This is a genomic window from Streptomyces jumonjinensis (assembly GCF_009600885.1).
Lineage (GTDB): Bacteria > Actinomycetota > Actinomycetes > Streptomycetales > Streptomycetaceae > Streptomyces > Streptomyces jumonjinensis.
On sequence record NZ_VCLA01000150.1, the window covers coordinates 84,809 to 96,700 of the forward strand.

An 11,892-nucleotide genomic window follows, 5' to 3' on the forward strand; every position below is an offset into this window, starting at 1 on the left:
AGCCGTCCGCGCAGGAAGAGCAGGAGCGCACGGGGGGAGACCTTGCTCCCCGGGTGGGGCAGCACGGCCGCGTGGACCGCCTCGCCCCAGCGTTCGTCGGGCAGTCCCACCACGGCCGCGTCGGCGACAGCCGGATGTTCGGCGAGCTCCTTCTCCACCTCGGCGGGGTAGATGTTCTGCCCGGCCACGATCACGGTGTCGTTGATCCGGTCGCAGAGGAACAGATACCCGTCCTTGTCGAGATAGCCCGCGTCGCCCATCATCAGCCAGCCGTCCACCAGGGTCTTGGCGGTGGCCTCCGGCAGATTCCAGTAGCCGAGCATCCGGGAGGGCGTACGGATGCACACCTGCCCGATCTCGCCGGGGGGCAGCGGATCGCCGTCCGGTCCGACCACCTTCAGCTCGACGCCGGGGCAGGGCAGCCCCGCCGAGGTGAGCACCTCGCTGCCCGGCCGGTGGTCGGCGGGCGGCAGACAGACCGCGACGCTGCCGGTCTCGGTGCTGGCGTAGATCTGGGCGAACTCGCAGCCGTAGACCTCCATGGACCGGGCGAGCAGCCCGGGGGAGATGGGCGCGGCCCCGTACGCGATCTTCCGCAGGGAGCGGAACGCCTCCGGTCCCGCCTCCCGTTCACCGAGCATCATCTGGAGCATCGCCGGGGCGGCGAAGGTGATGGTGACCTTCCGTTCGGCGATGAGCCGCACCGCCTCCTGGGGTACGTACATGGGCATCACCACGGTGGTGGCGCCGGCGTTGAGGCTGTGCAGGAACCAGGCGATGCCCGCGATGCCGAAGCCGGGGAGCGAGATCAGGCTGACGTCGTCGGGCCGCCAGTCGAGCCAGTCGACGCCTTCGGCCCGGCTGGCGTGCGGCAGGGTGAAGAAGCTGCGGTGGGCGAGGACGACGCCCTTGGGGAGCCCGGTGGTGCCGCTGGTGTAGATCTGGACCACCGGGTCGTCGGGGCGGGGGACGGCGGCGGGCTCGGTGTCCGGCTGGTCGGCGGCCCAGGCGAGCAGGCCCGCCCCGACGCGCCGTTCGCCGTCCGGTCCGGGGCCGTCGAGCGGTACGACGGTCCGCGGCCCGGGTCTCGCGCCCGCCTCTTCGCCCGAGCCGGTTCCGGTCCCTTCACCGGCACCGGTGCCGATTCCGTCGACCGCGCCGGCGAACTCCTGTTCCAGCAGCAGGACCGAGGCCCCGGAGTCGCCGAGGATATGGGTCACCTCCCCGGCGGTGAGCCGCCAGTTCACCGGCACCAGGACCGCTCCGGCCTTGGCGCAGGCCAGGATGGAGAGGTAGTAGTACTCGCTCTCCCGGCCCAGATAGGCGACCCGGCTGCCGGGGCCCACACCGGCCGCGGCCAGGGCGTGGGCGACGCGGTTGCTCTGCCGGTGCAGCGTCGCGTAGTCGGTGACCCGGCCGTCGCACACCACGGCCGGGTGGCCGCCGCGCTCCCGCGCCAGCCGGGCCGAGGTGTGGACCAGGGTCCAGTCCTCGGGGAAGCCCCCGTCGGCGGCTCCGGCGGCTCCAGCGGCCGAAGCCGCGGTGGTTCGGACGGTCATGACGCCTCCAGCCTGCTGTCGAGGTATTCGGTCAGCCGCTGCGCGGTGGGGTGGTCGAAGGTCAGCGAGGCCGGCAGCGGCATCCGCAGCGCGGATTCGAGCCCCGATTTGACGGTCATCGCCATCAGGGAGTCCAGTCCCAGGGAGACGAACTCGGCGGTGACGTCGAGCTGTTCGACGTCGTCGAGCTGGAGCACCGCGGCGACCCCGGTGCTCACCAGCCGGCTCACGGCCGCCCGGCGCTCGGCGGGCGGCAGCCCGCGCAGATTCACCTGCTGCGGCCCGTCGCCCGAGCCGTCGCCCGAGCCGCGGACCAGCCGGGCGTACACCGCCTCGGAGAGCGCCCCCTGGGAGGTGTACGTCTCCCAGTCGACGTCGCCCGCCATCCGGCGGTCGACGCCCCGGCCCCAGAGTCCGCTCAGCGCGCGCAGGGCGCGGCCGGGCGAGAAGAACCGGACGCCGCTGCGCTCGATCTCCTCGGCGAGGCTCTCCTCCAGCCGGGCCGACATGCCGACCCGGGACCAGGCGCCCCAGTTGACCGCGAGTCCCGGCAGTCCGGAGCGGGTGCGCTGGGTGGCCAGTCCGTCCAGGAAGGCGGAGGCGGCGGCGTAGTGGCCCTGGGTCGCGCCGCCGAGGAGGGAGGCGATGGAGGAGTAGCCGACGAAGAACTCCAGCTCCGGGAAGTCGGCCGACGCCTCGTGCAGCAGCCAGGCCCCGTACGCCTTGGGGCTCAGCTGCTCCTCGATGTCGGGCCAGCTCATCGCGGAGATCAGCGATTTGCCGAGGGCTCCGGCCGCGTGCACGATGCCGCCCAGCGGCTGCGGGGACTCCCGCAGATCGGTGGTGAGACGGGCCACATCGGCGGCGTCGCCGAGGTCGGCCCGTTCGATGCGGACCTCGGCCCGCTTGCCCAGCTCCTGGAGGAGGGCCGCGGCCTCCGGGGTGGCGCGGCCGGAGCGGCTGACGAGCACCAGATGCCGGGCCCCGAGATCGGCGAGATGACCCGCCGTGGCCAGGCCCAGGCCGCCGAGACCGCCGGTGACCAGATAGGCGCGGTCGGAACGGATGGCGGCGGTCCGGGGGGCGTTCGCCTCATCCGCGCTGCGGGGGGAGGCGGCCGGGCCGACCTGGACCACGACCGGTCCGTGCGGTGCGCCCGCGGCGGCTGCGCGGAGGGCTTCGGCGACCTCGTCGAGGGTGTAGAGGTCGAGCCCGGATCCGGTGTCCTGTCCGGCGGCCGGCGCGGTGCCGCGGGCCGCGCGGGCGGCGGCGCTCAGCGCGTCGCCGTCCGGGTCGTACGCGGTGGCCGCCGCCGAGGGGACGGTGACGGTACGGCGCAGGGTGCCGGGGTGGGCGACGGTGACCAGGTCGCCGATCCGCAGGGCGGCGTCCGGGCCCACGGCGGTGACGACGCCCGAGCAGGAGCCGCCGATGACCGGCCGTACGGCGTCTGCCACCGCGCTCTCCGGCTCCGCGTCCCCGCCCGGCTCCGCATCCTCGCTCAGCGCGGGGGTCTCGCTCGGCGCGGGGGTCTCGTCCGCCCGGGGCGGCTCGGCTTCGGCCGCGTCATGGGCGGTCAGGCCGACCGCGCTCACCAGGACCTGGACCTCGTCGCCCACGGGGGTCCCGTCGGCCGCGGGGACGGGGGCCAGCGCCTCGGTGTCGGCGAGCGGAGCGTCGCCGCCGCGGATCTCGAAGCCGCCCTCCCACGGGGGTGTGCCGCCGCCCGCGAGCAGCCGCTGGACATGGCGGCGGCCGTGGCGGTAGGCGATCTGGAACTCGTCGTCGGGGGCGGTGCGGATCTCCCCGAGCAGCGCCTCCGCCGCGTCCTCGCCGTCGAGGTCGACCAGGGTGGTCTTCAGCAGCGGGTCCTCGGTGAGGAGCACATGGCCGAAGCCCCACAGGGTGGTGGCGGCGGGCTGTTCGCCGGTGCCCGGAAGGTCGCCGGGAAGCCACTGTCCGCGCTCGGTCACCAGCCAGAGCCGGGGCGCGGGCGCGGGGCCGTTCCCGGCCTCGGTGAGCGCGGCGAGGGCGGCGAGCAGCGAGCGGTAGTTCTCCTCGCACTCCTGGCGCATCCGGTCGGCGGAGAACTCGCCGGGCGCGGGGCGCCAGAACCAGACGGCGTCGGTCGCCGAGGGGTCGGCGAGCGCGGCGGCCAGCGTCTGGGGGGCTCCGGTGAGGGTGAGCCGTACGCCCTGCTGGGCCGCCCGGTCCGCGAGATCGGCGACGGCGGCGGGCAGTTCGTCCGCGCCGTGGGCGACGACGATGTGGCGGGCCGCCCGCTCGGGTCCCGGGCGGGAGTCGCGCAGCCAGACGGGCCGGTGCAGGAAGCGTCCGCCCGCCTCGGTGCCCGCCGGGCGGGCCAGGGTCACCCCGAGGAGCTCGGCCACCGGTCGGCCGTCCGAGCTGAGGAGCAGATCGGCGCGGCGCGACTGGTCGCCGGGGGCGTCGCCGGGGGCGAGCGGCCGGACGATCGCGGTCAGGTCGAGCTCCCCGCCGCGCGGCTTGCGGTGCAGCCGGAAGCGGTCGATGGAGCGCGGCCGGTAGACCGGTCCGTCGTCGTCGAGCGCGACCAGGGCCAGCAGGGCGGATTCCAGGATCTCGGCGGGCAGCTGCTCGACGGCGGAGACGGCGGAGGCGGTGCGCGGGTTGGCGAGCCGTGCGGTGACCACTCCGCCGGGGTGCCTGCTGACCCGGGTCAGGGTGCGGAAGGCGGGGCCGAACCGGCGTCCGGTGGAGGAGGCGTCGGTGTGCAGATCGATGCCGTCGGCGGTCTCCAGGGTCTTCCCGGGGGCGCCGGCCAGCTCGCGCAGCCGGGTGACGGCGGCGGGCTCGGGGCCGTCGGCTACGGCGGAGAGCAGCGCGGTGGCGTGGACGGTCCGTACGCCGTCCGTATCGCTCGCGATCTCCACGGTCAGCGGGCCTTCGGGGGGCCCGGCCGGAGCGACCCTGGTGATCAGGGTGACCGTGTCGTCCTCCGGCAGCCGCAGCGGGGCCTCGATCCGGAGGTCGCGCACGGTCTCGGCGGTGCTGCCTTCGACGGCGTCCTGTGCGGCCAGCAGCAGTTCGGCCCAGGCGGCGGCGGGCAGGACCGCGCCCTGCGCGTCCTGGTGGTCGGCGAGCGCGGGCAGCTGTCCGGCGTCGAACTCGGCGGTGAACTCCCGTATGGAGGCGTCCTCCGTCTCCTCCGTGGTCCCGCGCTCCCGGCCGAGCAGCGGATGGACGGCGGGGCCGCCGACCTGGCGCGTCCGCTTGGCGCCGGTCTTGGGCAGCCAGTAGGGCCTGCGGTGGAAGGCGTAGGTGGGCAGCTGGAGGAAGCCGGGGTCGTGGTCGCCGTGGAAGCCGGACCAGGAGACGTTGAGGCCCGCGGTGTAGTACGACGCGAGGGCGCGCAGCGTGGTGTCGCCGTCGCGGTCGCGGCGGCTGAGGCTGGCCAGCCAGACATGGTCGTCGGCGTTGAGGCTGCGCCGGGCCAGCGCGGTGAGGGCGGTGGAGGGGCCGATCTCGACCATGGCGTGCCGGCCGCGTTTGGCGACGGCGCGGATGCCCTCCATGAAGCGGACGGGCTGGCCGATGTGGCGTACCCAGTAGTCGGGGTCGCTGAGGTCCCTGAGCCGGGCCACCTTGCCGGTGACGTTGGAGACGAGGGTGAGGGAGGGCTCCTGGAACTCGATTCCGGCGACCACGGCGCGGAAGTCCTCGAAGACCTCCGCCATCAGCGGGGAGTGGAAGGCGTGGGAGACGCCGAGCCGGTCGACGCGTACGCCGTCCCCGGTGAGCTTGCCGATCACCTCGTCCAGCGCCTGGTGGGCGCCGGAGATCACGCACTGGTCGGGGGCGTTGATCGCCGCGAGGGCGAGGTCGGCGCGGCCTTCGAGGAGGGGGGCGACGTCCTCGGCGGGCGCGGCGACGGCCGCCATGCCGCCCGGCGCGCGGACGGACTGCATCAGCCGTGCGCGGGCGGCGACCAGGGTCACCGCGTCCGGCAGGGAGAACAGTCCGGCGACGGCGGCGGCGGTGACCTCGCCGATGCTGTGGCCGATGAGCACATTGGGCTTGACGCCCCAGGAGAGCCAGAGCTGGGCGAGGGCGTACTCCAGGGTGAAGAGCGCGGGCTGGGTGTTGCTGGTGCGGTCGATCGCGGCGGGGTCGTCGCCGGTGCCGAGGAGCATCTCGCGCACGGACCGGCCCAGCGGCTCGGCGAAGAGCGCGTCGCAGCGGTCGACGGTCTCGCGGAAGACGCCGAACCGCTGGTAGAGGGCCGCGCCCATGCCCGCGTACTGGGAGCCCTGGCCGCTGAACATGAAGCAGGTCTTGCGGATGCCCGAGGGGCCGGGGGCGGTGGGCGCCGCGGCGAGCCCGGTGGGGTCCTGGTCCTGGTCGGCGAGGGCGCCGTCGATCAGCTTCCGCAGCGAGGGCAGTCCGCAGACCGGTCCGGCGAGCCGGTACGGGAAGTGGGAGCGGCCCAGGTTGGCGGTGTAGCAGACCTGGTCGAGGACGGCGTCGTCGTCGAGTCCGGGGGTGTCGTCGAGGAAGGCGCGGTAGCGCTCGGCGAGCTGGCGCAGGGCGGGTGCGCTCTTGGCGGAGAGGGTGAACATCTTCGGGGCCGGCGCTCCGCCGTCCCCGCTCTCCCCGCTCTCCCCACTCTCGACGCGGAGCGCGCGGGGCTCCTCCGCACCGGCTCCGGCGGCGGGCTTCCATGGGGCGACGGCGGCGCCGGTGGCCTCCTCCAGCACCACGGCGGCGATCGTCCCGGCGAAGCCGAAGCTGTTGACGACGGCGCGGCGCTGCTCGGCCTCCCACGGACGGCACTCGGTGGGGATCTCGATCGGATAGAGATCCCAGGGGATGCGGCCCGAGGGGGTGTGGAAGTTCAGATGGGGATAGATGGTTCCGGAGCGCATCTGGAGCACGGATTTGATCACGCCGACCATGCCGGACGCGGGTTCCATATGACCGAGGTTGGTCTTGACCGAGCCGACGACCAGGGGGTCTTCCTTGGTGTGCGAGCCGGTGAACACCTCGTTGATCGCGCCGAGTTCGATGGGGTCGCCAAGCGGGGTGCCGGTGCCGTGCGCCTCGACGTACTGGATGTCGCCGGGGGTGCGTCCGGCGGCGGCCAGCGCGTTGCGGATGACGATCTCCTGGGCCGGGCCGTTGGGCACGGTCAGGCCCGCGCTGTCGCCGTCCTGGCCGACGGCGGTGCCGGTGACCAGGGCGAGCACCTCGTTGCCGTCGCGGATCGCGTCGGAGAGCCGCTTGAGGACGACGATGCCGCAGCCCTCGGCGCGTACGTACCCGTCCGCGTTCTCGTCGAAGGTCTTGCACTGCCCGTCGGGGGCGAGCATGTTGGCGTGCGAGAACATCACCGTGATCCGCGGGTGGTGCAGCGCGTTGACCCCGCCGGCGAGGGCGATGTCGCACTCGCCGTTCCGCAGTCCCTGCACCGCCGAGTGCATCGCGGCGAGCGAGGAGGAGCAGGCGGTGTCGATGCTCATGCTCGGTCCGCGCCAGCCGAGGAAGTACGACAGCCGGCCGGACATCGGGAACATGGTGATGCCGGAGGCGAGATGGCCGTCCAACTCCTCGTACGGGAGGGAGTCCAGCTCCAGCGCGTAGTCGATGGAGCTGACGCCGATGTAGACGCCGCCGTTGCCGCGGCGCAGCGGGGCGGGGTCGATGTTGGCGTGCTCCAGGGCCTGCCAGGCGGTTTCGAGGACGAGGCGCTGCTGGGGGTCGATGTACTGGGCTTCCTTGGGCGAGATGTTGAAGAAGGACGCGTCGAACAGGTCGATGCGGTCCAGGAAGCCGCCGCCGGTGGTCTGGATCTTGCCCTTCTCGCCCGGCTCCTGCGGGGTGAACGCCGCCACGTCCCAGCGGTCCTCGGGCAGCGGGGAGATGCCCGAGCGGCCCTCGCGCAGGAAGTCGTCGAACTCCGCGGGTGACTCGCTGCCTCCGGGGTACTTCAGTCCGATGCCGACGATCGCGATCGGGTCGGGTCCGGCGGGTGCCGGGAGGTCCGGGGCTTCGGTCGCGCGGGCGGCCGGGTCCGGGGCCTGCGTGCCGTGGCCGGCGTCTGCTCGGCTGTGATCGTGGTGTGTGGCCTCAGGCGGCATGCCCGCGCCTCCTTCGAGGAAAACGGAGTGGACGGTGTGTGGGGGCGGTTCGTCGGGGCACCGTGGGGGGTGCGACGGTCCCGGCCGAGAGCGGCCGACGGAGCCGCGAAGCCGTGATGCTGTGTGAAGTCGTCGTGCTGTGGAGCTGTGGAGCCGGCGTGCGATGGAGCAGTGGAGGAGCCGCGGTCAGCCGGCCGGTGCGGCGACGGGCTCGGCCAGCCGTTCGGAGAGGTACTCGACGAGCTGCTCCACGGTCGGGCGGTTGAACAGCACGGTGGCGTCGATCGTCAGATCGAGGAGTATCTCCAGGTTCTGCTTGATCTCGGTGAGTCTCAGCGAGGTCAGTCCGAGGTCGAAGTAGCTGACTTCGAGCGGCAGCTCTTCGTCCGGTTCCATCAGCAGCACCCGCCGGAACTCTTCGAGCGCGAGTGCTTCGATGGCCTCGGCGCGCTCCGCGCGCGGCATCGTTCGCAGTTCAGTTCGGTTGAGGGTCATGGTTCAGCCAAACAGCGCCGACTGACACAGGTCTGACCTGTCGCTGACCTCGCAGGCCGCCAGGGGCGGTAGCACTCGTTCCACCTGCGGTTCGCCGGGGGGAACAGGACCGGGCCCGGCCGCTTGAAGCGGCCGGGCCCGGTGGGAAGCCCTCGATGCAGGGTGCGTTTTCAGACGTCTGACGTCACAGGTCTCTCCTCAGCCGCTCTGCTTCTCCTTCGGCAGCGTCAGGCTGAGCGCCGAGGCGATGAGGGCGAAGACCACCAGCGGGATCAGAGCCATCCCGAAGGCGTACGGATACTCGCTCGCGGGCGGGTTGTCTCCCAGCACGGGGAAGAAGACGGCGCCGACGACGGCCACGCCGATGGCCGCACCGCCCTCCTGAACCGTGTTGACGACCCCGGACGCGGCGGCGGCGTGCTCGGGCGCGGCCCCGCTGAGCACCACGCCGGTGAGCGGTCCGGTCGTCATCCCCATGCCGAACCCGGCCACCAGCAGCCCCGGGATCAGCAGCAGTACGGAGCCGTCCGAGCCCTGCGCGTGGGCGGTCAGACCGACGATGACGTATCCGGTGGCGAGCAGCGCGGGACCGACGGCGACCAGCCTGCGGCCGATCTTCGGCGCGAGCTGCGCGGAGACCATCGAGGAGCCGAAGTATCCGGCGCCCAGGGTGAAGAACAGCAGCCCCGACTCCAGCGGGCTCAGGCCCCGGCCCTGCTGGAGGAAGAGCGCCAGCAGCAGGAAGAAGGAGCCCATGGCCAGGAAGTAGGAGAGGGAGGCGACCAGGCCCTGGGAGAAGACCCGGTTGTGGAAGAGCGCCGGCTCGATCAGCGGGCCGCTGCCGGTGCGCGCCCGCCGCCGGGTGTGCGAGACGAAGGCGGCGAACAGCGGCACGGTGGCGGCCAGGCACACCAGGCTCCACACCGGCCAGCCCGCGCTCTGGCCCTCGACCAGACCGACGACCAGGGCGACCAGGGCGGCGGTGACCAGCAGCGCGCCCGGGATGTCGAGCCCGCGGCGGTCATCGCTGCGGGACTCCGGCACCTTGCGCGGCGTCAGCCAGAGCGTCACCACGCCGATCGGGATGTTGATCAGGAAGATGGTGCGCCAGTCCAGGCCCGCGATGTCCACGGTGATCAGCAGACCGCCGATCACCTGTCCGAAGACGGCGGCGAAGCCGACGACCAGACCGTAGATGGTGAAGGCCCGTACCCGGGCCGCGCCGGTGTAGACGACTCCGAGGATGCCGAGGACCTGCGGCACCATCAGCGCGGCGGCGGCGCCCTGCACCACCCGGGCCACGATCAGGAAATCGGCGTTCGGGGCGAATCCGCACGCCGCCGAGGCGATGGTGAAGAAGACCATGCCGAGGGCGAACATCTTCCGGCGGCCGTACAGATCGCCGACCCTGCCGCCGGTGATCATGCCGCAGGTGAAGGCGACGCCGTAGCCGATGACGACCAGCTGCCCCTGGGCGGCGGTGGCGTTCAGATCGCTCTGGACGGAGGGGATCGCGACGTTGGCGATGAAGTAGTCGAGAACGGTGACGAAGGTGCCGACGAGCAGGATCGCCAGCGCCGCCCAGGAGCGGCCGGCTCCCCCTTCCCGGTCCGGCGGCGGCGGGACCCGTGCGGGGGCCTGTGCTTCTGCCTCAGTGGTCATGTCGGTGAGCTCCTTGAGGGGGACGTCAGCGGTGTTACTCGCCTGCCGCCGTGCGCCCGCACGGCGTGCCAGGTCCGCCGGGACCCGGTGGCAGCCCGCCGGGCGGCACGGCCCCCGGAAACGGGGCGATCCATGACATCCGCACATCCGCGGCCGAAACACAACGCACGTCCGGGTCTGAAACGCAACGCACAACCGGAGCCACAACGCACCGGACGGGCGGAGCCGAGAGCTCCGCCCGTCTGGGCCGACACCGCCGGCCAGGCGGCCGAAGGCGCGGAGAGGGCAGGATTCGAACCTGCGCGGGCCGTTGCCGACCCGACCGGACTCAGGCGCCCGGACCCCGTTGGGCCGCTTCGGGTACCTCTCCTCACCGGCTCGGGAACCCCTTGTTCGGGGGCTCTTCGCTGCCGGTGAGAAGAGAATGCGGGGGCCGGTTGACGAATCGCTGACATCCCGCTGACAGGTGCCGCGCCTCCCTCCGGGCCCGCCGCAGATCTCCCGCGCCTCTGCCGGCCGACGGTCCGGTCCAGGGGCGGGTCCAGGTGCGGGACCAGGGCGAGGAGTAGCCCTGTTCGGCCCGTACCGCACGGGGCTACCCGTCGCTCAGTGTCGGGAGTCGAGTAGGTGGTGGAAGCGGGCGGTGCTCGCCGCTGCGTCTTTCTCTCCCACGCTCTTGGTGAACTTTCGGCAGGTGACGTTCACAAACGTCTCAACGGCCCTTCGGTCGGCCTGTCGCCAACTGGGTGTTCCCCGTAGCCATGCGAGGGCATCTGCGGGTGCGTGTCCGTAGGCCATGAGCCAGACCGCGATCTGGGCCGGATCGATCCATGCGGGGCCGAGGGCGGGCATGGCCCAGTCCACGACATAGGCATCCCCGCCGGGGGCGGAGATCAGGACGTTGTGGGGGTTCGTGTCTGTATGGAGCAGATGTGAGCCCTTCAGGATGTCCGCTTCACCGGGGCGCAGATGGCCGGCGAATCGGTCCGAGAACTGCGGCAAGGGGTGGCCGGGAGTCCGTAGGCGGTGCATGCGTCGCGTGGCTCGCGTGAGGGCTGGCCGGTCCCCTGTTCCGGGGCCGTAGTCGACGTGGCGGCCGTCGACATAGACGAACGCCAAGGCGAGCCACCCGGCGCTCTCGAATCGGTGGCGGATGGTCGGACTGACACCTTCCACCACCTCATTGACCCGCTCTTCGCAGAGCAGTCCCGCCATTCCGGCGTCATCGGATGTCCGCGCCCCTTTGAGGAACAGGCACCCGCTGCTCCGTGTCCGTACGACCAGTGCCAGTGAGCAGTTGAACCCGCTGGTCACGCTCTCTGTTGTGATCACCGGCCCTGTGTGGAATTCAACGGCGTCACGGAAGTCGGCCGGAAGCTCTTCCCACTGGACTCGCTCAGTCATGTGTCCCTCACTCAGTGATGGGAGGGACACCGGACACCCGGCACCCCTCCCTCTGTGGTCGTCAGCGCTTTGTGGCACCGCACTTGCGGCACCGGTCCGCGCCACTCCACTCGACCCACTCGTGGTCACACTCGCCCAGAATCCACGGTTCCAATACTGAGACCTCCCTATTGGGTGTGTTGTGCTTCCCGGGCCCGGTTGGGTCCGGGTGATGCCCGCCCCTGCCGTCATTCGGGGCGGCGGTCCGTCCTCGGTCGGGCCCGGCGTGAGTGGCACCGGGGCCCTCGCCGAGGGCGGAGTCTGTGGTGGCGCTTCCGTGTCGTTGGGTTATCGGCGGAAGGTCGATTCGGTGTCGGCGGCGCGGTGTTGTCGCCAGAGGGCCATCGCCTGGGCGTGTGTGCGGAGGGGTACGCCCCAGGTGATGAACTGGTTGGTGAGCCAGGCGTCGAGGACGCCGTAGGCGCGGGCGATGGACGCCAGGGACTCCTCCTCGGCGTACCGCTTGATCACCGCGTCCTTGTCGGCGAGGACGCGATCCCGGGCGGCTGCCCGGTCCACCGGCTGGGCGTGGGGCACTGGCTTTCTCCTCGTGCTTCTGGAGGGAGTGTGGGGGTGGCCCCGGTCGTTGCGGGGGACTGGACCGACCGGGGCCAAAG

General features: G+C 72.4%; 6 protein-coding genes and 1 tRNA gene. All 7 read right to left on the bottom strand.

What is annotated here, in order from left to right; genetic code table 11:
• The coding region (locus FF041_RS19095) for a long-chain-fatty-acid--CoA ligase (protein WP_153523967.1) at window positions 1–1,559 on the bottom strand (1,559 nt) is incomplete at its 3' end.
• Window positions 1,556–7,675 carry a type I polyketide synthase gene (locus FF041_RS19100; protein ID WP_153523928.1) on the bottom strand — a complete coding sequence of 2,040 codons (6,120 nt, stop codon included), beginning with the start codon at window positions 7,673–7,675 and terminating at the stop codon, window positions 1,556–1,558. The genes FF041_RS19100 and FF041_RS19095, both read right to left, overlap by 4 nt.
• A 186-nt stretch (window positions 7,676–7,861) precedes the next feature.
• On the bottom strand, window positions 7,862–8,140 hold the full coding sequence (locus FF041_RS19105; protein ID WP_228388376.1) for an acyl carrier protein: 279 nt from the start codon (window positions 8,138–8,140) through the stop codon (window positions 7,862–7,864).
• Between the two features lie 228 nt (window positions 8,141–8,368).
• Window positions 8,369–9,832: an MFS transporter gene (locus tag FF041_RS19110; protein WP_153523930.1), complete on the bottom strand. Its 1,464-nt coding sequence runs from the start codon at window positions 9,830–9,832 to the stop codon at window positions 8,369–8,371.
• Window positions 9,833–10,109: 277 nt separating this feature from the next.
• Window positions 10,110–10,202 (bottom strand) — tRNA-OTHER (locus FF041_RS19115).
• A gap of 236 nt (window positions 10,203–10,438) precedes the next feature.
• On the bottom strand, window positions 10,439–11,047 hold the full coding sequence (locus FF041_RS19120; protein ID WP_228388377.1) for a phosphotransferase: 609 nt from the start codon (window positions 11,045–11,047) through the stop codon (window positions 10,439–10,441).
• Window positions 11,048–11,563: 516 nt separating this feature from the next.
• Complete coding sequence (locus FF041_RS19125; RefSeq protein WP_153523932.1) at window positions 11,564–11,812, bottom strand: hypothetical protein; 249 nt, start codon at window positions 11,810–11,812, stop codon at window positions 11,564–11,566.
• Window positions 11,813–11,892 lie beyond the last annotated feature (80 nt).

What these genes read in the sequence shown, in the direction of transcription:
- FF041_RS19110 (WP_153523930.1), bottom strand. Translation starts at nt 9,832, where the DNA reads ATGACCACTGAGGCAGAAGCACAGGCCCCCGCACGGGTCCCGCCGCCG.
- FF041_RS19105 (WP_228388376.1), bottom strand. Translation starts at nt 8,140, where the DNA reads ATGCCGCGCGCGGAGCGCGCCGAGGCCATCGAAGCACTCGCGCTCGAA.
- FF041_RS19120 (WP_228388377.1), bottom strand. Translation starts at nt 11,047, where the DNA reads ATGGCGGGACTGCTCTGCGAAGAGCGGGTCAATGAGGTGGTGGAAGGT.
- FF041_RS19100 (WP_153523928.1), bottom strand. Translation starts at nt 7,675, where the DNA reads ATGCCGCCTGAGGCCACACACCACGATCACAGCCGAGCAGACGCCGGC.